This window comes from Carnobacterium sp., from assembly GCF_040274425.1.
The window spans coordinates 33,627-58,678 of sequence record NZ_JBEMBC010000004.1 but is presented as its reverse complement, the minus strand read 5'-3'; the positions used below and the strand labels follow the sequence as shown (position 1 = coordinate 58,678).

At 34.6% G+C, this 25,052-nt stretch carries 21 protein-coding genes; 16 read left to right on the top strand and 5 right to left on the bottom strand.

Annotated elements, in window-relative coordinates; genetic code table 11:
* The first annotated feature begins 15 nt into the window (after nucleotides 1-15).
* From ABS911_RS01555 to ABS911_RS01500, 12 genes are all read left to right on the top strand, one after another.
* A complete protein-coding gene (locus ABS911_RS01555) occupies nucleotides 16-1,224 on the top strand; it encodes a DegT/DnrJ/EryC1/StrS family aminotransferase (protein WP_350465972.1) in 1,209 nt (402 codons plus the stop codon).
* Between the two features lie 44 nt (nucleotides 1,225-1,268).
* Nucleotides 1,269-2,486 (top strand): glycosyltransferase family 4 protein, encoded by a 1,218-nt coding sequence (locus ABS911_RS01550; protein WP_350465971.1) that lies wholly within the window; start codon nucleotides 1,269-1,271, stop codon nucleotides 2,484-2,486.
* A gap of 38 nt (nucleotides 2,487-2,524) precedes the next feature.
* Nucleotides 2,525-3,799, top strand: a complete 1,275-nt coding sequence (locus ABS911_RS01545) for an O-antigen ligase family protein (RefSeq protein WP_350465970.1) — start codon at nucleotides 2,525-2,527, stop codon at nucleotides 3,797-3,799.
* Between the two features lie 16 nt (nucleotides 3,800-3,815).
* A complete protein-coding gene (locus ABS911_RS01540; protein WP_350465969.1) occupies nucleotides 3,816-4,646 on the top strand; it encodes a glycosyltransferase family 2 protein in 831 nt (276 codons plus the stop codon).
* Nucleotides 4,647-4,674: 28 nt separating this feature from the next.
* Nucleotides 4,675-5,736, top strand: coding sequence for a glycosyltransferase family 2 protein (locus tag ABS911_RS01535; protein ID WP_350465968.1), 1,062 nt, complete (start codon nucleotides 4,675-4,677; stop codon nucleotides 5,734-5,736).
* 85 nt (nucleotides 5,737-5,821) lie between these two features.
* Entirely contained in the window at nucleotides 5,822-7,282 is a 1,461-nt protein-coding gene (locus tag ABS911_RS01530) for an oligosaccharide flippase family protein (protein WP_350465967.1), read from the top strand.
* Nucleotides 7,283-7,360: 78 nt separating this feature from the next.
* Nucleotides 7,361-8,110: a YveK family protein gene (locus tag ABS911_RS01525; RefSeq protein WP_350465966.1), complete on the top strand. Its 750-nt coding sequence runs from the start codon at nucleotides 7,361-7,363 to the stop codon at nucleotides 8,108-8,110.
* A 2-nt stretch (nucleotides 8,111-8,112) separates the two neighbouring features.
* The gene (locus ABS911_RS01520; protein ID WP_350465965.1) at nucleotides 8,113-8,835 is read left to right on the top strand and encodes a CpsD/CapB family tyrosine-protein kinase; all 723 of its coding nucleotides are present in this window, start codon (nucleotides 8,113-8,115) and stop codon (nucleotides 8,833-8,835) included.
* Nucleotides 8,836-8,897: 62 nt separating this feature from the next.
* Complete coding sequence (locus tag ABS911_RS01515) at nucleotides 8,898-10,718, top strand: polysaccharide biosynthesis protein (protein ID WP_350465964.1); 1,821 nt, start codon at nucleotides 8,898-8,900, stop codon at nucleotides 10,716-10,718.
* An 85-nt stretch (nucleotides 10,719-10,803) separates the two neighbouring features.
* A complete protein-coding gene (locus ABS911_RS01510) occupies nucleotides 10,804-11,763 on the top strand; it encodes a glycosyltransferase family 2 protein (RefSeq protein ID WP_350465963.1) in 960 nt (319 codons plus the stop codon).
* A gap of 193 nt (nucleotides 11,764-11,956) precedes the next feature.
* Nucleotides 11,957-13,348, top strand: coding sequence for a dihydrolipoyl dehydrogenase (gene lpdA / locus ABS911_RS01505; protein ID WP_350465962.1), 1,392 nt, complete (start codon nucleotides 11,957-11,959; stop codon nucleotides 13,346-13,348).
* Nucleotides 13,349-13,731: 383 nt separating this feature from the next.
* Nucleotides 13,732-14,277: a dihydrolipoamide dehydrogenase gene (locus tag ABS911_RS01500; protein ID WP_350465961.1), complete on the top strand. Its 546-nt coding sequence runs from the start codon at nucleotides 13,732-13,734 to the stop codon at nucleotides 14,275-14,277.
* 84 nt (nucleotides 14,278-14,361) lie between these two features.
* Here ABS911_RS01500 and glmS read toward each other — a convergent pair whose 3' ends face one another.
* Nucleotides 14,362-16,170: a glutamine--fructose-6-phosphate transaminase (isomerizing) gene (gene glmS, locus ABS911_RS01495; protein ID WP_350465960.1), complete on the bottom strand. Its 1,809-nt coding sequence runs from the start codon at nucleotides 16,168-16,170 to the stop codon at nucleotides 14,362-14,364.
* 397 nt (nucleotides 16,171-16,567) lie between these two features.
* On the opposite strand from glmS, the gene ABS911_RS01490 reads away from it, so the two are divergent.
* The 4 genes from ABS911_RS01490 to ABS911_RS01475 all read left to right on the top strand — a co-directional run bounded on the left by ABS911_RS01490 (nucleotide 16,568) and on the right by ABS911_RS01475 (nucleotide 21,816).
* Nucleotides 16,568-18,019 carry a PTS mannitol transporter subunit IIBC gene (locus ABS911_RS01490; protein WP_350465959.1) on the top strand — a complete coding sequence of 484 codons (1,452 nt, stop codon included), beginning with the start codon at nucleotides 16,568-16,570 and terminating at the stop codon, nucleotides 18,017-18,019.
* Nucleotides 18,020-18,116: 97 nt separating this feature from the next.
* Nucleotides 18,117-20,210, top strand: coding sequence for a BglG family transcription antiterminator (locus tag ABS911_RS01485; protein WP_350465958.1), 2,094 nt, complete (start codon nucleotides 18,117-18,119; stop codon nucleotides 20,208-20,210).
* Nucleotides 20,211-20,225: 15 nt separating this feature from the next.
* Entirely contained in the window at nucleotides 20,226-20,666 is a 441-nt protein-coding gene (locus tag ABS911_RS01480) for a PTS mannitol transporter subunit IIA (RefSeq protein WP_350465957.1), read from the top strand.
* Between the two features lies 1 nt (nucleotide 20,667).
* Nucleotides 20,668-21,816, top strand: coding sequence for a mannitol-1-phosphate 5-dehydrogenase (locus tag ABS911_RS01475; protein ID WP_350465956.1), 1,149 nt, complete (start codon nucleotides 20,668-20,670; stop codon nucleotides 21,814-21,816).
* Between the two features lie 290 nt (nucleotides 21,817-22,106).
* Here the strand turns inward: ABS911_RS01475 and ABS911_RS01470 are convergent, their stop codons facing one another.
* The 4 genes from ABS911_RS01470 to ABS911_RS01455 form a co-directional block, all read right to left on the bottom strand.
* Nucleotides 22,107-22,775, bottom strand: coding sequence for a deoxynucleoside kinase (locus ABS911_RS01470; RefSeq protein WP_350465955.1), 669 nt, complete (start codon nucleotides 22,773-22,775; stop codon nucleotides 22,107-22,109).
* Between the two features lie 117 nt (nucleotides 22,776-22,892).
* Entirely contained in the window at nucleotides 22,893-23,996 is a 1,104-nt protein-coding gene (locus ABS911_RS01465) for a peptidoglycan-binding protein (RefSeq protein ID WP_350465954.1), read from the bottom strand.
* A 123-nt stretch (nucleotides 23,997-24,119) separates the two neighbouring features.
* Entirely contained in the window at nucleotides 24,120-24,344 is a 225-nt protein-coding gene (locus ABS911_RS01460) for a DUF2922 domain-containing protein (RefSeq protein ID WP_350465953.1), read from the bottom strand.
* A 54-nt stretch (nucleotides 24,345-24,398) separates the two neighbouring features.
* Nucleotides 24,399-24,602 carry a DUF1659 domain-containing protein gene (locus ABS911_RS01455; protein WP_350465952.1) on the bottom strand — a complete coding sequence of 68 codons (204 nt, stop codon included), beginning with the start codon at nucleotides 24,600-24,602 and terminating at the stop codon, nucleotides 24,399-24,401.
* Nucleotides 24,603-25,052 lie beyond the last annotated feature (450 nt).

Genomic DNA, 25,052 nt, shown 5'->3' with positions numbered 1-25,052 from the left:
AAAGAAGGGAAGTCTATGGTAAACAGTGAGCGAATTTTATTGTCTTCACCACATATGTCAGGAAATGAACAAAAATACATTCAAGAGGCGTTTGATTCAAATTGGATTGCTCCCTTAGGCTCGAATGTCACTAATTTTGAAAAAGAATTGGCTCAATATACAAATAGTAAAGGTGCTTCATTGGCAAGTTCAGGTACGGCTGCTATCCATTTAGCTCTAGCATGTCTAGGTGTAGAAAAAGGAGACAGTGTATTTTGTTCGAGCTTTACATTTATTGCAAGCGCTAATCCAGCACTGTATTTAGGAGCCGAATTAACATTTATAGACTCTGAGCCTAACAGTTGGAATATGTCCCCACAAGCCTTAGAACGAGCATTATTTGATGCCAGTCTAGAAACCCGACTACCAAAAGCGATCATTGTGGTGAATCTTTACGGACAAAGTGCAGATATGGATGCATTATTATCCATTTCAAATCTTTTCGGTGTTCCAATTATTGAAGATGCTGCGGAATCTTTAGGAGCAGAATACAAAAATAAAAAAAGTGGGACATTTGGAAAAATTGGTATCTATTCCTTTAATGGAAATAAAATTATCACAACTTCTGGTGGCGGAGCATTAGTGAGTGATGATGAAGAATTGTTGGATAAAGCTTTTTTCTTAGCTACTCAAGCAAAAGATGCCGCACCGTATTACCAACATTCACTTGTTGGTTACAATTATCGGATGAGCAATGTTCTTGCAGGAATTGGAAGGGCTCAACTAGAAGTGTTGGATGAGCGAGTTGAAAAAAGAAGAGAAACATTTCAGAATTACTATCGAGAATTAAATTCAATTGAAGAAATTCATTTTATGCCTGAAATCGAGCAATCAAAATCCAATCGTTGGTTGACCACACTAGTTATTGATCCATTTATGACAAAAGTGACCCCTTTTGAATTCATGGATAAAATGAATCAAGCAAATATCGAGACACGTTTATTATGGAAACCCCTTCATATGCAACCACTATTCAAATACACTAAATTTTATAAACATAATGAAAGAACAACAGCTGTGTCAGAATTGCTCTTCAAGATGGGAATATGCATTCCCTCAGGTTCAAATATGACTGAAGAAGAGCAAGTCAGGGTTATCGAGGAAATGAAAAAAATTCTTGCTCCAGAAACCCAAGTTCAGCTTTTATGGAAAAAAGTTCAAGTGAATCCACTATTGGTTGACTAACCATTAATCGAGTTGTATAAATAACAGCTTTGGAGGGTACGATTATGGATAAAGTATTAATTTTAGCATCAATTGCTCCAATGATTGAAGGCTTTAATGTGCCAAATATAAATTTGCTTCAGGATGAGGGGTATGAAGTCCATGTTTTAGCAAATTTTAAAGATGAAGATATATCAGCGAATGAACGAAATCATCGATTTAGTAAGCAACTAGAACAACAAAGAGTAACCGTGTTCGATGTAGCCATTAACCGAAATCCATTTAAAGCTATAAATTACACTGCATATAAGGAAATCAAGCAAATTATCGACCGTGAAGATTATGCGTTTATTCATTGTCATTCACCAATCGGAGGCGTTTTATCCAGACTTGCAGCTAGAGAAGCTCGAAAACGTCAGACTAAAGTTGTGTATACTGCACATGGGTTTCATTTTTTCAAAGGTGCGCCAAAGAAAAATTGGTTGATGTACTATACAGTAGAAAAATGGCTGTCTAGATATACGGATTGTCTAATCACCATTAATGAAGAAGACTATCGTACAGCTCTTACTAAACAATTTAAGGCGAAGAGAATCGAAAAAATTAGTGGAGTAGGAATCAATAAAAATAAATTTAAGCCGATCGATTCAGAATTAAAAGATCTAAGAAGAAGTTTATTAGGATATAACAGAGATGAATTTCTCTTGATCTACGTTGGAGAACTCAGTAAAAGAAAAAATCAAAATCTGGCTATCTCTATGATGAAAAACGTCATTCAAACAATACCACAGGCTAAGTTGTTGTTGGTTGGAGATGGTGAATTAAGAGAACAATACGCTCAACAAATTAGAGATCTGCATCTAGAAGATAATGTGTTTTTACTAGGTTATAGAACAAATGTTGATCAGTTAATGAGTATATCAGATATTGTTATTTCTACTTCAACACAAGAAGGTTTGCCTGTTAATCTATTAGAGGCAATGGGAACTGGGCTTCCAATAATAGCTACGGACTGCAGAGGAAATCGTGATTTGATTCATCATGGTGAAAATGGTTACTTGGTAAGTTTAGAAGATGATAAACGGTTAGCTGGATACGTTGACGTACTTTATCACTCTAGTAGTCTGAGAGAGGACTTTGGTTTGAAAAGTTTAGAATACCTTGATACCTACTCGGTTCAGGCCGTAATGAGTCAAATGACGCAAATCTATCATTTTGTAAATTATGCTCAAGATCCATCACTTATCGGTGAAAGAAAAGCAACAAAGGCTTTTATAAAATGAGTTTCCTTTAAAAATGGGTCTCATTGGAGGTGGAAAATGTGGCCACAAATTCTTTACCGTTAGAGAGAAAGCAAGATACAACATTCCTAATGATTATGGTGTTTGTACTGTCTTTCTTTTTAAATCAATCCAATGTGTTATTTGGAATCAACTTATCTTTATCAGACTTTATAATTGTAGGAGTATTGGTTAGTTTGATTATGAAGCAGGAATTAGAGTTGCCGCTTACACATATTCTGGTTTTCAGTACGTTTTCAATTGTTATTTTATTTTATTCTCTGTTCATCATCCCCAATCAATATATGATTGCAGCTAATCCATTAGCTACTCTAATTGATTACACTAAACTACTAGTTGTTTTCCTCTATTACACCATAGGTTTTAATCTTTCCCGCTTAAAATTAACAACTACTTTTCTAAAAGGATTTGTAATAGGAGCTGTTGGAATAGGCTTTGTTGGCATTCTGATTTCATTTGTTCCAATCCCTTATTTATCTTCTATCATGTTATTTGGTGAAAGTCGGTTGATTGGATTTATGAATGATCCGAATTTTTTCGCAGTCATCCAATGTTGTGCATTAAGTATTCTTTTAAGGATGAAACCTTTAAATTCAATCATTCGATTTGGAGCAATCGGGATTATTCTTCTGTCAATTATTAGTTCTGGTTCAAAATCAGCCGTTATATTGGTTTTTCTATATAGTGGATATTTTTTAGTCACGAAAGCCGTAAAAATGAAAAGTACAACGCCTTTGAGAGCTGCAGGTTCCCTTATTCTAGTATTAGGATTGTTAGTGATTATACCAAATATTTTGACTTACACGGATGAATTAATGGCAATAATCGTAAATCGATTTCCTATTTTTTCTAGAGTAGAGTTATTGTTTACCGATTTTTCTTCAGCTGTTTCTGACGGTGGATCAGGAAGAGCACAGGTCTGGGAAACAGCAATGCACATAATCAATTCAGCACCATTTCTAGGAATTGGACTAGGAAATTATATTCCAATTGCTGAACAATTTGTCTATAACCCAAATGTCGCTCATAATACGTATCTTCAGCTTTCAGCAGAATGGGGAATCGTATTAACCGTTTTGTTCTTTATATATGTTGGTTCCGCTCTAATGGACGCTAAACCAAGTTTGTTTAAAGACAATCAGGAAAATCAAAACAGGCAAATCATTCGAGACATTTTAATTATCTTCTTAATTGCCTCTGTATCTATTTCATTAAATAATGCCCGTATTTTTTGGTTAGTCCTAGGAATGAGTGTTTTTCAAGCAAAATACGCTCACTCATTGAATGAGTTATGAAAAGGAGAAGATTAGCATGAAAATATCCGTTGTAATGGGCATTTATAACTGCGAAAAAACGTTAAAAGAAAGCCTAGATTCTCTTTTAAATCAAACGTATGAATCTTTTGAAATCATATTATGTGAAGATGGTTCGAAGGATAATACCTTAAAGATAGCAAAAGATTATGTGAAGAACTATCCTCGAAAGGTACGTTTAATTCAAAATACAACCAATAAGGGACTAGCCTATTCGCTAAACAGGTGTATTGAGATTTCGAAAGGCGAATACATCGCACGAATGGATGCGGATGATATTTCTTATAAAGATAGGCTAGAAAAACAAATGCATTACTTAGAATCTCATCCAGAATTTGCATTAGTTGGAAGTCAAGTTTTCCTTTTTAATGATGATGGTATTTGGGGAGTACGAAAAACAAAAAATATTCCATTAAAAAAAGACTTTCTCTTTGGTTCACAGTTCATCCATCCTACCATTATTATTAAAAAAGAGGTTCTCAATCAAATCGGAAACTACACGGTTTCAAAAGCGACTCTAAGGGCAGAAGATTATGATTTGTTTATGCGATTATATGCTGCTGGGTTTAAAGGATACAATATGAAAGATATTTTGCTTAACTATCGAGAAGACTCCGAAGCCTTTAAAAAAAGAGCGTATAAATACAGATTTGGAGAAGCTAAGGTGAGGTATAACGGTTTCAAAATAATGAATCTTATGCCATTAGGTCTGATTTATGTACTCAAACCATTAATTGTCGGGCTGATACCTCAAAAAATTTTGACACATCTCCGACATCAAGATCTTGATAGCAATCTTTTTGATGAAACAACTCACCCTACTGTTTAGAAAACGCTATCTTGAAAGGAGAGCTATTATGGTTGCTGTATCTGTTATTATGCCAATTTACAATGTTGCAGATGGATTAAGAAAATCGATTCAATGTTTGTTGAATCAAACGTATAAGGATTTTGAATTAATATTAGTCAATGATGGGTCGACAGATGGTTCTGGTCATATTTGCGATGAGTTCCAAAAAAAAGATAGTCGAATACAGGTTATCCATCAAGCGAATGCAGGTTCTGGATGGGCTAGAAATGCAGGTCTTGATCGAGCAACAGGCGAGTACATTTACTTCTCTGACCCAGATGATTATGTAGAGGTAGAGCTGATTGAAGACAACTTAAAAATTGCTTGGGAAAATGAAGCGAATATTGTTGTTTTTGGGTATTATGTCGAAGAGTTAAACGCAAGAGGAAAAAGGATAATGACGGCTCAACTTCCAAATCTATCCGTCTTAAACACGAAAGAGGATTTTAGGAAAAATTTCAGAGCATTTCAAGATTTAGATTCCAATATATTGTGGAATAAACTCTACAAACATCTTTATTTACTTGAAAACGACTGTCGTTTTACTGATCAACGAGTAGGACAAGATGCGTTATTCAACCATTTAGTCTATCGAAATCTAGAAGCTATCTATTTTAATCAGATACCTTATTATCATTATGTTTCTCGAGTTGGATCAGCTGTTAATCGTTATCATCCAGATCGCTTTCTATTAGAGTATAACATTGCTGAACATTTTGAAAAATTAATCATTACATGGCACTATGAAAAAATTTACCAAGACTTAATTAGTCTAGCTTATTGGAGAACACTTTATGTAGAACTAAATAATTTAGTTTTGGAAGATTGTCCTCTTGACGAAAATCAAAAAGTACAACAAATATCCTCTGTTTTACACCATCCAAAAATCCAACAAACAATATTTTCCTCAAATTCTAGTTTAGAAAAAAAATACCACATTAAATTATTGACTTTTTTATTAAAGAATAATAAATATTCACTTGCTTTAAGAGTTATGAGAGCCAGAATACAAATTAGAAAAAAATACCATTATGCTTTCAATACGTTAAAAAAATTAGCAGGAACTTAAACAAGCCTGAGTTAGTCACCATTTTGGTTAGTGAAAGGGGTCTTTATTCCATAGGGCTAAGTCAATAAAATTGAGGTGCTTAAAAATGACATCAAGTGTTGGGAAAAATTTGTTCTATCAATCATTGTTTCAAGGGATCAGAATTTTAATGCCTATTGTTACAATTCCAATCATTTCAAAGGCATTAGGGGCGCATGGTATTGGAATCTATTCGTTTACCAGTTCAATAGCAGAGTATTTTATTTTACTATCCGGTTTAGGTATCACTTTATACGGAAATCGTGAAATCGCAATGGTGAGAGAAGACAAGAAAAAACTGGATCAAACATTTTCTGAATTAGTTAGCTTGAAATTAGTAACAACAGCTGTTTCATTTATTCTTTATTCAGTTGTAGTTTTGGTCTTTCTTCACAGGGATTTCTTGTACTACATTATTCAATCGCTGCACATTATTGCGGTACTATTTGATATTTCGTGGTTTTTTATGGGAATAGAAGATTTTAAAAAAGTTAGTTTAAGCAATTTAGCTGTTCAAACAGCTGTGTTTTTTGGGATTGTATTCTTTATTAAAGATTACAACGATTTACCACTCTATTTGCTCTTACAAGCACTAGGCAATCTTTTCTCTCAAGTTGTTATGTGGACGTTTATTTATAAAAAAATTTCGTTTCGCTTTGTACCTATAAAAAAAATGATGAGACATTTGTTCCCGATGATTGCCTATTTTTTCCCGCAAATCGCTGTTATTTTTTATACAACATTAAGTAAAACTATTTTGGGTGTATTGGATAGCCAAACAGCTGTTGGGATCTATACAAATACACTCAATCTAAGCACCATCATCATTACCATGATCTCGACAATTAATTTAGTAATGCTTCCCAAAATGAGTAATTTATTTTCAAAAAATAAGATAGATGAAATAAATAAGACGCTACACAGCTTGATACATGCTCAATTGTTTATTTCTATACCGGCAGCATTTGGGGTAAGCGTATTAGCTGCAACGTTGGTTCCATGGTTTTTTGGCAGTGACTTTGAGGTGCTAAAGATTTTTATACCAATCATCGCACCTGTCATAATCATCATGCCGATTGGAATCGCAATCAGTAACCAATACTTACTGCCAAGAGGAAATACAAAAATTTATGCCGTTTCTACATTTGGCGGAGCTGCGATCAGTATACTGCTTAATTTTACTCTTATTCCAATTTTAGGAGTTGTAGGTTCTGTATTAACCAGTTTAATAGTAGAAACTTTTGTTACGGTGTTTCGCTTAATCTATTTAAACAAGCAGACCCAGTTTAAATTTGATATGAATCTAATTTTAAGAATAGTTGCTTCAGCTGCAGTGATGGCACTAATGATCGTAGTGACTACGAAAGGCATGAACGAAAATTTTGTTACAACTTTGGTTCAAATTTTTATTGGCGTCGTAACTTATGCAGGGTGCTCAATAGCTTTGAAGGTCCCTTTTTTAAAAGACCTATTCATATTGTTAAAAGGAAAGTTGTATCATTCAAAAGGATATAAAATTAAAAATTAGTCTAAATGACTTGGTGGGTCAATCTAGATCAACTACCTAGATGTTTTTAAAAACAAGGTTTATGAGGAGGAATATATGATGATGAATATAATTGGAATGGTAGACCTATTTAAAATGTTGAAGAAACGTTGGTGGGTAATCTTATTGTTAAGTTTAATTGGAATCGCACTTACAACTGCCATAACAAATTATGTGCTTACCCCTAGATACACTTCTACAACGCAACTTTTAGTTAGTAAACAAGATATAAATACACAATCGATTGAATTAGGAGAAATTGAAACCAACATTCAAATGATCAATACTTACCGAGATATCATAGAAGATCCTGTTGTAATAGACAAGGTAATAAATGAATTAGGAAATACATTGTCTGAAGTTGAGTTACAGCAAAAAGTTGATGTGATCACTCAGGACGATTCACAAATTTTTGGTATAAAAGTGACAGATACTGATCCAAATCGTGCAGCAGAGATTGCAAATCTTATGGCTGCTACATTCCAAGAAAATATAGATGGCATTATCAATGTTGAAAATGTAGCCATTCTTTCAAAAGCTAAAGTAAATGATGTTCCAATTTCTCCTAATTTACCATTAAATCAAGTAGTTGGCTTATTAGTCGGCTTCCTGTTAGGGATGATTTTATCCATTATTTTAGAAACGATGGATAAGAAAGTACATGATGAAAAAGTCATTACTGAGAAATTAGGATGGATTCATTTAGGAAATATCAGTGAAATGTCCAAGTCAGAAACAGCCGTTGAAGAAAGTAAATCTGGTTTTACTGTATCAGCGAATCACACTAAAAAAGTTTTAGGAGGAGATTAACGATGTTTAAAAAAAGAATAAATGAGCAAAAATACGAAGAAAAAAATCTTATCACACTAATCGATCCCTCTTCTGTTATTTCAGAAGAGTTTCGGACACTTAGAACTAATATTCAGTTTTCTATGATAGATAAAGAATTGAAAACATTAATGGTAACTTCTTCAAAACAAGGGGAGGGGAAATCTACAATTGCTGCTAATCTAGCAGTTGTCTTTGCTTCCCAAGGGAAAAAGGTATTACTTGTAGATGCAGATATGCGCAACCCATCACTTCATAAACTATTTAAAGTGCGAAATCAACAAGGTTTGACAAGTATTCTAACAACTAAAAATAGACAAATAATTAACCTTTTACACAAAACGAGTCAAGAAAATTTAGAATTATTGACAAGTGGGATTTTACCACCGAATCCATCAGAATTACTGGCTTCTCAAAGAATGTCTCAATTTATTGAAACAGTAAAACAAGAGTATGATCTGATCGTTTTTGATATGCCACCAGTCAATGTTGTTACGGATGCACAAGTGATGGGAAATAAAGCAGACGGGACAGTTTTTGTGATTCGAAAAGAAGTAGCAGATTTGAGCGATATCTTAAAAGCTAAAGAATTATTGAACTTAGTACAAGCGAATGTTTTAGGTGCTGTATTTAATAGTAAAGAACGAATAAAAGATTTAAATGCTGGTTATTATGCTAAAGAAAAAGAACTAGATAACGTTGGATAAGAGTTGCTTGAGAAAATAAAATCAACTATTAATGAAGTTGAAAAACAATAGGAGTGATTAAAATGATTCGAACAATTCTAAATAAGAAAAAGCTTTATTTACTGTTGGATAGTTCTGTAATCCTATTAGCTGGTGTGATAGCGTATTTCTTTTTAAATCCTTATGTAGCACTCCCTTTGTCGTCGTATTTATTTATGGTTACGTTAGGAATAGGAGGGTATAGTATTTTAGCTGGGTACTCAGGAATATGCGCTACTCTATATCGCTACACAAGCATCAAAGATATGCTGATCATCTTCATTTCGATTACGCTTTCCTTTGGACTGACAACAACGCTTGCCATTTTGCTGTTGGAAGAAATGAGTTTTCGGTATATTTTATTGATCTATCTCGTTTCTTTATTACTGGTTAGTGGGGGACACATCGTTTTTAGAATCTTCCATGATTACAAAACAAGCATTTCTCCTGAGAAACAAACAGCTAAAAAAATCCGCACGTTAGTAGTTGGTGCAGGTGATGGTGGAAACCTGTTTATCAAGAACATTCAAAAGAATTCAACAGATATAAAAGTAGTCGGTATTGTTGATGATGATGATGGTAAACAGGGTATGCGATTATACAGTATTCCTATTTTAGGGAATATTTCTGATATCCCAATAGTTACAAAAAAATTAGGTGTTGAACAAATTACGATTGCCATTCCTTCATTGAAACCGAAACAACTTGAAAAGATTTTAGAAATTTGTAATGAAATCAATTTGCCAGTCAACTTAATGCCGTCGATTGAAGATGTCATGAACGGGAAACTAATGGTGAGCCGCTTCAGAGAAATCGATGTAGTCGATTTATTAGGAAGGGACGAAGTAACGTTAGATACAAAACAAATCTCAGAAGATTTATTTGGCAAAACAATTTTAGTTAGTGGTGCTGGCGGCTCTATTGGTTCAGAGATTTGTCGGATCATATCTACCTTTTCTCCTAAAAAAATTATTTTATTAGGTCATGGTGAAAATTCGATTTATCAAATCCATCGTGAATTGAATAAAAAATTTGTTGGTAAAATTGATATTACACCGGTTATAGCAGATGTTCAAAACCGACAAAGAATGTTTGATATCATGGAAATGTATAAACCTGATATTGTTTATCATGCAGCTGCTCATAAACATGTTCCTATGATGGAATCAAATACATTTGAAGCGTTAAGAAACAATGTCTATGGAACAAAAAACATAGCTGAGGCAGCCAAAGCAGCTAATGTAGGAACCTTTATCATGATCTCAACTGACAAAGCAGTGAACCCGCCGAATGTTATGGGAGCAACAAAGCGTATTGCTGAGATGATTGTGACGAGTTTAAATGAAGAGGGGAAAACAAATTTTGCGGCTGTCCGCTTTGGAAATGTATTGGGCAGTCGTGGCAGTGTAGTTCCGTTATTCAAAGAACAAATAAAAGCAGGTGGCCCTGTGACGGTAACAGATTTTAGGATGACACGTTATTTTATGACTATTCCAGAAGCCAGTCGTCTAGTGATCCAAGCAGGAACTTTAGCAAAAGGTGGAGAAATTTTTGTCTTAGATATGGGACAACCAGTTAAAATTGTAGATTTAGCTAAGAAAGTAATCAAATTAAGTGGATTTAGCGATGATGAAATCCCAGTAGTTGAAACTGGAATTCGACCAGGAGAGAAGCTTTATGAAGAATTATTGATCGCTAGTGAAAATACTGGTGAGAAAGTATACGATAAAATATTTGTTGGAAAAGCTGTAAGACGCTCACTAGAAGAAGTGATGTCCTTTTTGAAAACATTAGATGGATGTAGTGAAGCTTCTTTAAAAGAACGATTAATTTACTTTGCTAAAACACATCAAGCAGCAGCATAACAATTTTTCGGATAAGAAACGTTAAAGAAGGGAACGTGGACTGACTAGGTTGCTGTCCATGATTGTGCGGAAAGGAGGAGCAGTTATGTTGTCTATCATTGTTCCTGTATATAATGTAGAAGATGTTTTAAAACATTGTTTAAATAGCTTAAGATTTCAATCTTACCGAAACATTGAAATTATTTTAATCAATGAAGGGTCTACCGATATGAGTGGCGCTATATGTGATCGATTTGCACGAGTAGATTCTCGGTTTAAGGTGCTCAATAAAAACGTAAAAGGGCATTCTGAAGCGTTGAATATTGGATTACTTTCAGCTAAAGGCGAATACATCAGTTTTGTTGATCCAATCGACCGAATAGACGGTTTGATGTTCGAAAAGTTACTATTAACGATCATTAAAAATAAAGCAGACATAGTCATAGCTAACTATGGAGAAGAGTTAGATCAGGATGACAAAGAATTGATGGAACCCTCAAGTAACATTAATTGGACTAAAGAGACCGCTTTGAATACTATCGTTGATCATTTTCGATTAAAAAGTTTTTTATGTAACAAACTTTTTTCCATTGATTTATTCAGAGTTGATCCAGTTCTAGAGTTTAATTCGACATTCGACATTTTTGGGGATTTGTTGATGTGTGTACAATGTATCTTAAAAAGCAATAAGATTATCTATGACCCAAACTTGCATTACCATTATATAGCCTATAAGCATACCTCTTTCTTTAATGGTCTTACTAAAGAAAGACTTTCTGGTCCTAAAGCATTAATGGAAGTCATTGATTTAACAAAGAAGTTAGACAACTTTGATGTTTCAACAGTAAAAGATATTTATGTTAATTATTCGATTCAATTGTTGATGCAACTTCTAAATGAAGAGAATCAAGCTTACCATCAAATCGAAGAAGTGAGGCGGAATTTATATCGGTTTTCCATAAATGAGCTTAACAGCCAAGATGTTAAAATGTCTTGTATAATGGCTAGGAGAATGACGATGGTCTATTATAATTTTTGGAAAATGAGAAACAAATCATTCGATTAGTTTGAAAATGTTGTGTTATTTCACATTTCTTTTAAATAATTCGAAGCATTAATGTATTTTCTTTGAATTTTTTTCACATACTTCGTTTGTTTTACTTGAATATTTTGGAGTTTCCAGTAAAATAGAGATGTGAATCTATCTATTATCTTTTTTTAAAGTTGATAGGTAAAAAATGAGAAGGAGTTGACCTATCATGGCAACTAATCAAAAAGAAACGGTTATTATTGGAGCTGGTCCAGGAGGCTATGTTGCAGCAATTCGAGCAGCACAACTAGGACAAAAAGTTACAATTATCGAAAAAGAATACATCGGTGGAGTTTGTTTAAATGTCGGCTGTATTCCTTCTAAAGCATTAATTACTGCTGGACATCATTTTCACAATACGCAACACTCTGAAGTTTTTGGAATCACAACTTCTAATGTAACGTTAGATATTACAAAAATGCAAAATTGGAAAGATACGAAAGTAGTAAGCATGTTAACACGTGGTGTTGAAGGTTTATTGAAAAAAAATAAAGTAGAAATCATTCGTGGAACAGCTGTCTTTACTGACAAAAAACATTTAACTGTTGAAACTAAAGATGGATCTCAAGATCTTGAATTTAAAAATGTTGTTATTGCTACAGGTAGTTCACCATTAGCAGTTCCAGAAGTTCCATTTGGCGGACGTGTTGTAGATACAACTGGCGGTTTAAATATTAAAGAACTTCCAAAACGTTTAGTAATCGTAGGTGGCGGTTATGTTGCCACTCAATTAGCTTTTGCATTTAATAACTTCGGCTCTAAAGTGACCATTCTTGAAAAAGAAGACAGCATCATCAACTTCTTCGATAAAGATATGGTGAAATTGGTTAAGAAAAGTTATGCAGATAAAGGCGTAGATGTTATTGAAGGTGTTAACATTACTAAATCTTCACAAACAGATGATGTTGTAACAGTCACTTACGAAAAAAATGGCAAAAAAGAAACGATTGAATCAGATTATGTATTGGTTTCTGCAGGTCGAGTACCTAATACATCTAAATTGAATTTAGAAGCTGTTGGCGTTAAATTATTAGAAAATGGTAGAATCGATGTAGACGAATCATTGAGAACAGGTGTTGAAGGTATTTATGCAATTGGAGATATTACTCCAGGACCAGCATTTGCACATAAAGCTAGTCATGATGCTAAAATTGTTGCAGAAGTTATTTCTGGTAAAGATGCCGTTGTAAATTATAAAACGATGCCAGTTGCTGCTTATACAGAGCCAGAAATTGCAACAGTAGGTTTAGCTGCTGATGAAGTAAAAGGCAATAAAGAATACAAAGTAAGTAAATTCTCATTAGCAGGTAATGGACGTGCATTATCATTAGATGCAACTGAAGGTTTTGTCCGTATGATCACTGAAGAAAAAACGAACAAAATTGTGGGAGCTCAAGTTATTGGAGTAAGCGCAGGAGATGTTATTGCTGAATTAGCTTTAGCTATTGAACTAGGTATGGTCGCTGAAGATATTTCGTTAACCATCCATGCTCATCCATCACTTGCAGAATCAGTAATGGATACTGCTGAATTAGCTTTAGGGTTACCAATACACATGTAAACAGATAGACTAAAAGCTTGAAAGTAAAGGATTTCCTTTACTTTCAAGCTTTTTTGTATTTAAATAACATTAAAGAGAAAATGCGGCTCTTCGTCAAATGGTGTTGATAGAATAAATTAAAATTTCTTCCGGAATGAACGGATTCTCTTGTGAAGCCATGGGAACGCCTAAAGCCTGAAGACCACAGTTTTAAGACTTTCAAGCTTCAAATAAAGCCTAATCGCTGAAGCGCTAACGCTTTATAATTCGCATTGAATCCTTAACACGGCTACAAGCAAACCTAATTTCTCCAGAAATTCAGTGTCATTCATTTAACATTTAACTAAGTTATCAATACTTAAAATTATAGAATCAAAAATGGTAGACGCTTAAAGGAGGAAAATATGGCTGGGAAAATAAAAAATACTTATCCTATAAAATGGATCGGATTGAAACCAGAACGTTTTCGAAAATATAGAACTTGGATTAATAATGTTCGACCGGGTATTTGTGGGACTTATGTTGGAGCAGTGATCTTGCATGACGCTTTTAACCAGAAATACGGAATAGAGTTAGAAAAACAGAAATTGATTTCTGGTTTAAAAACGGTTATTGACGATACCTTTCCATATAAAGGAACCTTCCCTTGGGATGTTTGGCATGGCTTGGATTGGGTATTAAAAGATAACTCTGATTTTTCTGTTAAAATGCATTTTGTTCCTGAGCGTAAAATAGTTTCACTATTAAATAGGAAGAACCCTGTTCCAGTAGCAGTGGGCACAGCAACTTTATTTGGAAGTCCCTATAAAAATCATTGGGTAGTTGTTTATGCTTATGGTTACGATCAAGAGGGGAAATTATTTTTTAAAGCATATGATAATCATGGGAGATATACGGCGGTTTTACCAGCTTCACAAACGATTGGCTGTGTATGGATAGAACCCAATTAGACAAAACAACTATAAAAATCCCAGTATATTATGAAGTATTTTCTTCATAATATACTGGGATTCTTGACTAATTAAGAATAAATTTTACTCAACAGTTACACTTTTAGCTAAGTTTCTTGGTTTATCAACGTCGTTACCACGGTGTAAGCTTGTGTAGTAAGCAATGAGTTGAGTTGGGATAACACTGACTAATGGAGTTAATAAGTTGTGCACTTTTGGCAATACGTATGCGTCGCCTGATTGATCTAGACCGTCCATAGCAATAATCATACTATGAGCTCCACGAGAAATAACTTCTTGTGCATTTCCACGTGTGTGTCCAGCAGTTGCTTCATCCGTAATAATTGAAATAACAGGAGTACCTTCTTCAATCAATGCAATCGTTCCATGTTTCAACTCACCAGCTGCGAAGCCTTCTGTTTGAACATAAGAAACTTCTTTTAATTTAAGTGCAGCTTCCATAACAACGTAGTAATCAATACTGCGTCCAATATAAAATGCGTTACGACTAATGCTTAAATGTGTAACAGACAATTGTTCGAATATCTCTTTTTCATCAATGATTGATTCGATTGCTGTAGCGGCGATACCTAGTTCATGTGCCATATCTACATCTAGTTCTAATCCTTTTTGGCGACCAGCAAGTTCTCCAAGAATTGCAAGAACAGCGATTTGAGCTGTGTAAGCTTTTGTTGAAGCGACAGCGATTTCTGGGCCAGCATGCAATAATAAAGTATATTTTGCTTCTCTAGAAAGTGTAGATCCTGGTACGTTTGTCAATGTTAGAGAAGGGAAGTTCAAATCATTGATTTTCACCAATACTTGACGACTATCAGCTGTTTCGCCACTTTGAGATAAGAAAATGAAGAATGGTTTTTCAGTCAATAAAGGCGTATTGTAACCAAATTCACTAGATAAATGAACTTCTGTAGGAATATTGGTCAAGTTTTCAATAATTTGTTTGCCAACCCATCCAGCATTGTAACTTGTGCCACAAGCAATGATGTAGATGCGGTCACTTGTTGTCATTTCTTCAAGAATAGCTGAATCAATTTCTAATTCGCCATTGTCATTTTGATAATTTTGAACAATTTTACGCATAACAGCAGGCTGTTCATCAATTTCTTTTGCCATGTAGTGAGGGTAAGTACCTTTACTTAAATCATTTGCGTCTAATAATGCGGTATATGAAGCACGAGTGATCACATCACCAGCTAAAGTTTCAATTTTAATGTCATCTACCGTTAGAGTAGCAATTTCACCATCCATCAGTTCGACAAATTGATTCGTTTCTTGAATCATTGCCATGGCATCACTACAAATAACATTGAAACCATCACCTCTACCTAATAGAAGAGGACTCTTATTTTTTGCTGCATAAACAACATCTGGGTTTTCGTTATCGATCAAAGCTAGAGCATATGATCCTTTTAACGCTACGATTGCTTTTTTGAAAGCATCAATTGTTTCTAATCCTTCTTCTTCAACGTACCATGCAATCAATTGAACGATAATTTCAGTATCTGTATCGCTATGCAACGTTGTGTCTGTAAGGAAAGCATCTCTTACTGCCTTGTAATTTTCGATTACTCCATTATGAACAAGGTTAAAACGGCCACTATTTGATTGGTGAGGGTGAGCATTTTCAACACTTGGTACACCATGAGTTGCCCAACGAGTATGTCCGATACCTGTTTTTGCAGGAACGTTATGGTCTACTTTTTCTCTTAAAGCAGCAATGCGTCCTTTTTCTTTAAATAAATGTCCTTCATCCTGGTCGTCCATTACATAAATACCAGCTGAGTCGTAGCCGCGGTATTCTAACATTTCAAGTCCTTGTAATAAAATATCTTTTGCATCTTGTCTTCCAATATATCCTACGATTCCACACATGCTAAATTCCTACTTTCTTTTCTTTAATAGAGAGTCTCATACTGAAGTCAACTTCTTTTGTTTTTTTTGGTGATAAAAGTACGTGTAATTGTAATTTTTGAATGCATAACACTAAATTGGTATATACATTAAAAACAGTTATTAATCTGTCAAGCAGGTTAATAGTAAAGGAATAAAAAAACAAAGTCAACACTTTTTTTAAAAGTGGTATATTGGTCTATATCAGTTTAATGATTGTCACACTTAGTAGAGAGCTAAAGATAGTGAAGTGACAGGTAAATGTTATCGGTACTTTTGACAAAGCATGTGATGACAAAGTCAGCACTTCACTCTGTTGTAATCGGATACAAATCGCGTTAAGATTAACTTAACAAAAAAAGTTAGAGGAGGAGTTATCGTGGAACAAACAGAAAAAAAGGGAGCAAAAGCTACCGTTCAACGCATAGGTAGTTATCTAAGCGGCATGGTTATGCCGAATATCGGTGCTTTTATTGCTTGGGGGATTATCACTGCATTGTTCATTGAAGCAGGTTGGTTGCCAAATGCACAGTTAGCAACAATGGTTGACCCAATGTTGAAATACCTGTTGCCAATCTTAATTGGATACACAGGTGGTAGTATGGTATATGGACAACGCGGAGCAGTTGTTGGATCAATCGCAACAATCGGGGTTATCGTAGGGTCCGATGTTCCAATGTTTATTGGAGCTATGGCTTTAGGACCTTTAGGTGGATATCTTATCAAGAAATTTGATGATTTTTTTGGAAATAAAATTAGAGCTGGTTTTGAAATGCTAGTTAACAACTTTTCAAGTGGAATTATCGGATTTGGTTTAGCTATTATTGCTTTTTATGCTGTAGGACCCTTTGTAACCGGATTAACAAATCTTCTTGCAAGTGGTGTTGACTGGATCGTTAACGCTGGTCTATTGCCATTAGCAAACATTTTTATTGAACCTGCAAAAATACTATTTTTGAATAACGCTATCAATCATGGTATATTGACACCATTAGGAATTGAACAAGCTGCAGAGACAGGGAAATCTATTCTGTTCTTACTAGAAGCGAATCCTGGTCCTGGTTTAGGTTTACTATTAGCTTATTCATTCTTTGGAAAAGGAGCTGCTAAATCATCTGCTCCGGGTGCTATTTTAATTCAGTTCATTGGTGGGATTCATGAAATTTACTTCCCATATGTATTGATGAAACCCGCTTTATTCTTATCTGTAATTGCTGGTGGTGTTGCCGGTACATTTACAAACACAATTTTCAATTCAGGTTTAGTTGCCGCAGCTTCTCCTGGTTCAATTATTGCTATCTTGGCATTGACTCCACGAGGAAGCTACATTGGTGTTATCTTAGGAGTAGTAGTTGCTGCAGCTGTGTCGTTCTTAGTTGCAATGGTGATTCTTAAGTCTGACAAATCAACAGAAGCTATTGAAGAAGATAACTTTTCAGCAAAAGTTCAAGAATCAAGATCTCTTAAAGCTGAGTCAAAAGGAACAAACAAAGGAACTACTGCTCAAACAGCTGTAACTGATGATACGGCAACTGTTGGGCAAAAAGAAGTTAAAAGAATTATCTTTGCATGTGATGCCGGCATGGGATCTAGTGCAATGGGAGCTTCCATTATGCGTAAGAAAGTAAAAGACGCTGGGTTGGATATTTCAGTAACCAATTCATCTATCAATAATTTAACAGATGAAGATGGCCTATTGGTTATTACGCAAAAAGAACTGACAACGCGCGCGAAACAAAAAACACCAGGTGCTACACAAGTTTCTGTTGATAATTTCTTGAATAGTCCTAAATATGAAGAAATTGTCGAAAATTTAAAAAATCAATCATAAGCATGTTATCGAGACAATAAGATGCACATAAAAAGGGATAAAAGCGGTGAGTGCGGATTCACTGCTTTTATCTGTTTAAATTTTGTCCAGAAACGAGATGAAAGAATTGTATATTTCCAATAGGGAAAAAAAGATTATAGAAATCTTGCTCGAACAAAAAAACGGTGTTGCCTTAGATTATTTAAGTGATGAATTACAGGTCAGTAATCGCACGATCTACAGAGAACTGTCAAGTCTTGAGAGTACATTAGCTCAATATCAAATCAAATTGATACGTGAATTGGATATAGGTTATCGACTAGTTGGTAAGCCGGCTTTATTTAGAGAGTTGCAGCAGCAATTATACGCTTCACCAGAAGAGTTTACTGCTCAACAACGACAAAGTGCTTTAGTGATCAAGCTTTTGATGCAAGAAAATGAAGTGAAAATGGAGTCGCTTGCCATAGATCTTCAAGTAAGTATCAGTACGATTCAAGCTGATCTAGTTTCAATAGAAGAAGTTTTTCAAGCGTACCAAATTGATATTGAACGTAAAAAAGCAAAGGGCATTCAAGCAATGGCTTCTGAAAGCAATCGACGTTTGATCATTAGTGGGCTGATCCATAGTGAAATCAATGAGTATGATTTTTTTCAATTATTGGAAAATGAAACTAAAGCACAAGCTAAAGAATGGGGTGTTAGCCAAAACCCATTTTTAAAGCAGTTAACTAAAGAAGATTTGTATCACGTGTATGCTGTGGTTAAACAATTTGGTCAACATTATTTTGATGAAGTCACGGATAGTCAACTGCAGCGATTAGTTATTTTGCTATGTGTCTCCATTATGAGATTGCGAGAAGGGTATCAAATCACATCATTTAAAACGACCACTTTCCTAACAGATAGCGATCAAACAAAAAGTATGGAAACAGCCACAGCAATGTATGAATTTATGCAGAAACTCTATGGAATAACTATCCCTAAAGAAGAAATTCAATTTTTAGGACTCCAAATCCAAGGGTTGAATGTTCCGTTGCGCAATGAGTTTTTCTCACAGGAGTATGATGCTGATTTAGGCTATAAGGTAAGAGAATTGATTCGCCTCGTTTCCAATGAAATGGACTGGAATTTTAACCAAGATGAGACTCTTTTTCATGATTTATTGGCTCATATTACAGCAGCGCTCAAGCGAGCTATTGCACCTATGCCTGAAAGCAATAATCCTTTGTTGGATAAAATTAGTACCCAGTATAGTCAATTGAGTTTTACGGTCAAAGAAAATTTGACGCATATATTTCCATTGATCCATTTTTTGCCGAATGAAATTGTGTATATTGTGATTCATTTTGCTTCAGCTTATGAGCGGCAACCTAAAATGCAAGAATTGAAAGCACTGGTCATTTGTTCAAGCGGAGTTGGTACAGCAAAAATATTAGAAAGTCGCATACGAAAACACATTCCTGAAATAACGGTTATTGAAATTTCAAGGATCTCAAAACTTCATCGAATCGATTTCAATGAATACGATTTAATTTTATCAACAATTTTTTTACAAGGTTTTGAAACAGAATACAAAGTAGTTACACCGCTATTGATGGATAATGAAATCAAAAGTATTCAATTGTATGTTCGGCAGATTATCGCTGAAAAGATAAAAGGAAAAGTTAGAAAAGAAACTTTAGTCCTTACCCCTCAAACAGATAAATCTGAATTTAAAGAATTCTATCAGAAATTAAAGCTTGCGAATGGTGTGTTAGAAAATTTTGATTTGCATCAAACTATTGGAATGATGGAATTAACGTCTATTCTTTCGGCCATTTGTGAAAGTTTAGAAGGCGAATTTTTAACAGACGGTAAGCACGTCGCTACTAAATTAATGGAGCGTATGGAACTAGCTCCTATTGGACTTCCTAATACAAATATGGCATTATTTCATTGTATTGATGCAACGATCAAACAACCATTTTTTTCCATATATGAATTGCCAAATGCTATGGATGTACTTGGAATCGATCGGAATCCAGTACACATGAAGAGGATTTTAATGATGTTGGGCCCAGACCCATTAAGCGAAAATGCGCAGGAAATATTGGGTTTTATCAGCTCGGCGATTGTTGAAAGTGATTTGACTATGGAAATCTTTAATTCAGGATCTGAACCATTATTAAATAATTACTTAAGCAGTTTATTTTTAGAAAAATTAAAGAAATAAGGGAGAGAATAAATTATGGCTATTTTAGAAGAAAGCAGTATTCAATTAAATCAATCATTTAACACGAAAGAAGAGGCTATTCGTGCTGCGGGTAAAATCCTAGTAGAAGGTCAATACGTAAAAGAAGGCTACATTGATGAAATGCTGAAGCGTGAAGAAAATGTTACAACTTATATGGGGAACTTCATTGCTATTCCTCATGGTACAGAAAATTCAAAAGACTTAATCAATCAATCGGGTATTTCTGTTGTTCAAATTCCTGGCGGCGTAGATTTTGGTACTCCTGAGGAAGAAAAATTAGTAACTGTTGTTTTTGGGATCGCTGGAGTAGGGAATGAACATTTGGACATCCTTTCAAAAATCGCGGTTTACTGTTCAGAAGTAGAAAATGTTGTTAAGTTAGCAGATGCATCTTCTGAACGAGAAGTTAGAGAATTACTAGAAGGGATTGAATAATATGTTAGCCATTCATTTTGGTGGAGGAAATATTGGTCGAGGATTTATAGGAGAAGTTTTAAATAAGAACGGATTTAAGATTGCTTTTGTGGATGTAAATAAAGAAATTATTGATGCCTTAAATGACAAACATGAATACACAATTGAATTGGCTCAAGAAGGCACCCCTCAAATCAAGGTAAACAATGTTTATGGTATCAATAATGGGACTCATCCAGAAGAAGTCATTGCAGCATTTGAACAAGCTGATATTGTAACGACTGCTATTGGTCCAAAAATTTTACCGTATATCGCACCTTTAATTGCTAAAGGGATTCAAAAAAGACGAGCTGGACAATCAACTCAACCCATTGACGTGATAGCATGCGAAAATATGATTGGCGGAAGTACATTCCTTAAAGAAGAAGTTTCAAAACATTTAGCTAAAGAAGATATGGATTATTTGGAACACTACATTGGATTTCCTGATGCTGCAGTGGATCGTATTGTGCCTCTACAATCTCATGAAGATAAATTGTTCGTATCCGTTGAAGGATACAAGGAATGGGTCGTTGATGAATCTAAACTTAAAAATACGGACCTGCGCTTAGATGGAGTTCATTATGCACCTGAACTAGAACCCTTTATTGAAAGAAAGTTATTTACCGTAAACACTGGGCACGCCACTACAGCCTATGTAGGGAAATTTGAAGGATACAAAACGATCGATGAAGCTTTAAAAGATGATAAAGTAAAAGAACAAGTTGAAAATGTTTTAGCTGAAACAGGAGCTTTGATGGTTGGAAAATGGCAGTTTAATGCTGAAGAACACAAAGCGTACATTGCTAAAATTCTTTCTCGTTTTATGAATCCTTATATCTCAGACGATATCACTCGTGTAGCTAGAACGCCGATGCGTAAGTTGGGTTATGACGAACGATTTATTCGTCCCGTTCGCGAAGCAAGTGAAAGAGGGCTTGAAACAGACTACTTGATTAAAACTGTTGCAAAAGCTTTAGTCTATCGTGACAGCAATGATGAGGAAAGCCAACAATTAGAAAAAATGTTGGAAGATAAGTCTGTTGAAACGGTTATTCGTGAAGTTACGCAATTAAAAGATGAAACAATTATTGAAAAAATAGCTAATGAGTATGAACTTTTAACAAGGTAAAAATTAGTTAATTAACAAATGATGTTAGAGTTGTAAAAGAAATTACTTCTGGAATAAACGGGTTTGCTTGTATAAAGCCATGGTACCACCGGAAGCCGAAATCTTCCGGCTTTCAAGCCTTAAACAGAGTGTAATCGCTGAAGCGCTAACGCTCTATAATTCGCATTGAATCCTTTACATGGCTACAAGCAACTCCTATTCCTCCAGAAATTTCAAGTAAGTGATGGAATTAATCAAATAATACTAAAATTAGAAAAAAACAGTTGAGCATATTTTGCTCAACTGTTTTTTTATCCAATAGAATGTTCATTTCTAACAGCTTCTAATTTTTCTGTGACCATGTTGAGAACTTTTTCAGCATCTTCTAACTTTTCTAAGTCGTATTGATTAATATCAATCACCAGAGTAGCACTTTTATCGTAAGCGTTAAACCAACTATCATATTGGCTATGAAGATGAGTGTAATAGTCTAGCAATCCACTATTTTCTTCGATTTGCTCAAATGTACGACCACGTTTTTCGATTCTGTTCAATACAGTATCTAAAGAGCCACGTAAATAAATGAGTAGATCGGGAGATTTTTTAGGCATATTGTCTAATTCTTCCATCATGTTATCTAATAAATCTAAATAAGTGTCCATCTCTGCATCGCTCATATTTCCTTCTTCATAGTTGATTCGAGTAAACAAGGCATCTTCGTAAATCGAACGATCTAATACATTATTTTCGTGTTTAAAGGCAGCTTTAATACTTCTAAAACGAGTATTTAAAAAATAAATTTGTAGTGAGAAAGCCCATCTTTCAGGATTTTCATAGAACTTTTCCAAAATTCGATTATCATCCACACTCTCATAGAAAGCCTCGCTTCCTAATGCTTCTGAAATGAATTTTGTGTAGGTGCTTTTACCAGCACCAATCATACCAGCTAAAACAATCACAGCTTTGTTTTCTCCCTTCATATAACGGCCACACTCCTATCAAAGACCGATGTCTTCTTCTTTCTTTTGCGTATTTTAGTATACCATATATTAAAGAGACTGTTCGGTAATTTTGGAAAGTTGGAGGAAGGAGATGGATCAACCAAATAATTTTTGATATGTTTTTGGGCCAGTGATGCCATCAGCTAAAAGCTTAAAACTAAGTTGAAATTGTTTGACTGCCTCTGTTGTTTTTGGACCATAATGTTTATCTGGCGTATCTAAGTTTAAATGATAGTTGCCTGTTAAAAATGCTTGGACTACGTACACGTCCCATCCAGAAAATCCGTTTTTTAGAATTCTCATTTTTGAAGCAGATTCTGGCCCCCAATAGCCATCGGATTTGGAACCAATTTTTTTTTGGAGCAAACTGATTAAGCTTTGTTTTGTTACCGGGCCAAATAGACCGTCTTGTTTGATACCAAGAGTTTTTTGAATGGTTTTTATGATCGCAAATTGAGAAAGTGGAGTTGCGTTTGAAGAATTTGTTGAAATGATTAGCCTTTGACCAATCAGAATGGTTTCAGAAGATAGTTGATTGATCGTTTTCAACCATGTAAGGGTAGTATGGTATTTTTTAGCAATACTCCATAATGAATCGCCTTTCACTACAATATGGTGCAAGTGATTTGATTTTGTAGGAGAAGAGGGCGATAAAACCTCCTTTTGAGTAGTTGAGGATAAATCACGCGCAAATTGATTAAGAGAAATACTGTGTTGCATTAAATAAGCATCGGGATCGGTATGAGTGGTGCCTCCTAAATTGCTAGAGATCCAATGATGTGTTTTAATGCCTTTGGATGCAAGAGAAGTACCTGTATTTAATGTATTAGGGATTCCGGCTTCTGCAGCAAGTTTTTTTAATAGCCATACATAGGCTACATAATCTTTTTTAAACCAGTCTGGATTAGATGTACGTGCTAATTCTACTTGAGCATACACATGAGGGTTGGCGTATTTCCCAGCACCATACTGTATTTTTCCTGTTTGAGCGATCTGGACGATTCTTCCACCTCCACCAACCCAATGACTTGTGAAGGAACCGTTTTTTTGAGCCATCCGTTTCATATAAGCAATTTCATTTTCCAGAGAAAGTGATCCTGTATTGTTTAAGTTCCCAGATTCGTGGGCAATAACTAGACTTTTACTGATCAAGTTATTCTGAGTGATTGTCAAAAGTTGTTGTTCAATGATATAAGTCATTTATATCCCTCCTGTAATAATCAAAATAGGGCAAGACTGTTGTCTTACCCTATTATTTAATGAATAGTTTAATCATGTTCTATGACAGACTCAATAATGCTTCACCATAGCGCTTATTGGCTATTATTCTACTTCAAAAATATCATTTACTACGCGCTCGACATAGCGAGCTCCTGCTACAGTAGCGTAGGGATTTGAGCCGTCAATTTGAAACATATTTAACGAGATGATTGAATTCATTGCTTGCTGAGCTTTTTCTGTAGTTAAATTAAGAATTGGATCTTTTACACTCATTGTTTTTGTCTTTCCTAAACTGGTAACGAATCTTAATTCCAATGATTTTGCCATATTAATTTCCTCCTTAGTGGATAAACTGATTTAATTGAATGTTCTTTTTATTGCTTAGCGTGTATAGGTATATTCTTCAACCATGACTGATTGTACATAAGGTAAACTTGTTAAAGATTCTAAAGCAGCAGAAAATCCTTCTACTTGTTCGTCTGTAACAGAGTTGATTGTGTTAGAATAGCTGCGTTTTACCGTTTTTTCAATTGCAGCATCTTCAAAATGCACTTCAATTGCCCCATTTGTCCATTCTTTTTGCATAATATATTCCTCCTTATAAAATAAGTTATGGTGTAAGTTTTTGTCATGACATCTTACACCTGTAATAACGTTTAGAAGGAATAGAGTGTTACATAGTAAGAGGAAAGCTAGACACTCTGCTTTAGAAAGGCACAGTAAAAAAAATCTATCTTTGCTTCGTATCAGTCGTTTTAAAGGTTAATGTAGTTCTTATATAGATATACCAATCATCTTTAAAAAGTGAGAGATTCCTCCTTTGAGAGCAGTACAATGGACTAAAGTTAGATAGAAAAATGAATAGGGAAATGCTTTTAAACAATCATATTTCTAACTTAAAAGAAGCATTTTAAACGTTTACAAATCTTTTGATTTAGTAGATAATAAGTGAACTATCAAAAGATTATGCTTTTACTTGCGAAATAGTTCTTAATTTTGCAAACTTAAAAATAAATAGTGTTTTTTAATTGTGTT

Excerpts from the sequence above, each read along its gene's own strand:
- glmS (WP_350465960.1), bottom strand. The coding sequence starts at position 16,170 with ATGTGTGGAATCGTAGGATATATTGGAAGACAAGATGCAAAAGATATT.
- ABS911_RS01480 (WP_350465957.1), top strand. The coding sequence starts at position 20,226 with ATGGCTATTTTAGAAGAAAGCAGTATTCAATTAAATCAATCATTTAAC.
- ABS911_RS01520 (WP_350465965.1), top strand. The coding sequence starts at position 8,113 with ATGTTTAAAAAAAGAATAAATGAGCAAAAATACGAAGAAAAAAATCTT.
- ABS911_RS01525 (WP_350465966.1), top strand. The coding sequence starts at position 7,361 with ATGATGAATATAATTGGAATGGTAGACCTATTTAAAATGTTGAAGAAA.
- ABS911_RS01530 (WP_350465967.1), top strand. The coding sequence starts at position 5,822 with ATGACATCAAGTGTTGGGAAAAATTTGTTCTATCAATCATTGTTTCAA.
- lpdA (WP_350465962.1), top strand. The coding sequence starts at position 11,957 with ATGGCAACTAATCAAAAAGAAACGGTTATTATTGGAGCTGGTCCAGGA.
- ABS911_RS01510 (WP_350465963.1), top strand. The coding sequence starts at position 10,804 with ATGTTGTCTATCATTGTTCCTGTATATAATGTAGAAGATGTTTTAAAA.
- ABS911_RS01455 (WP_350465952.1), bottom strand. The coding sequence starts at position 24,602 with ATGCAAAAAGAATGGACAAATGGGGCAATTGAAGTGCATTTTGAAGAT.
- ABS911_RS01470 (WP_350465955.1), bottom strand. The coding sequence starts at position 22,775 with ATGAAGGGAGAAAACAAAGCTGTGATTGTTTTAGCTGGTATGATTGGT.
- ABS911_RS01550 (WP_350465971.1), top strand. The coding sequence starts at position 1,269 with ATGGATAAAGTATTAATTTTAGCATCAATTGCTCCAATGATTGAAGGC.
- ABS911_RS01535 (WP_350465968.1), top strand. The coding sequence starts at position 4,675 with ATGGTTGCTGTATCTGTTATTATGCCAATTTACAATGTTGCAGATGGA.
- ABS911_RS01540 (WP_350465969.1), top strand. The coding sequence starts at position 3,816 with ATGAAAATATCCGTTGTAATGGGCATTTATAACTGCGAAAAAACGTTA.
- ABS911_RS01515 (WP_350465964.1), top strand. The coding sequence starts at position 8,898 with ATGATTCGAACAATTCTAAATAAGAAAAAGCTTTATTTACTGTTGGAT.
- ABS911_RS01485 (WP_350465958.1), top strand. The coding sequence starts at position 18,117 with ATGAAAGAATTGTATATTTCCAATAGGGAAAAAAAGATTATAGAAATC.
- ABS911_RS01475 (WP_350465956.1), top strand. The coding sequence starts at position 20,668 with ATGTTAGCCATTCATTTTGGTGGAGGAAATATTGGTCGAGGATTTATA.
- ABS911_RS01555 (WP_350465972.1), top strand. The coding sequence starts at position 16 with ATGGTAAACAGTGAGCGAATTTTATTGTCTTCACCACATATGTCAGGA.
- ABS911_RS01460 (WP_350465953.1), bottom strand. The coding sequence starts at position 24,344 with ATGGCAAAATCATTGGAATTAAGATTCGTTACCAGTTTAGGAAAGACA.
- ABS911_RS01500 (WP_350465961.1), top strand. The coding sequence starts at position 13,732 with ATGGCTGGGAAAATAAAAAATACTTATCCTATAAAATGGATCGGATTG.
- ABS911_RS01465 (WP_350465954.1), bottom strand. The coding sequence starts at position 23,996 with ATGACTTATATCATTGAACAACAACTTTTGACAATCACTCAGAATAAC.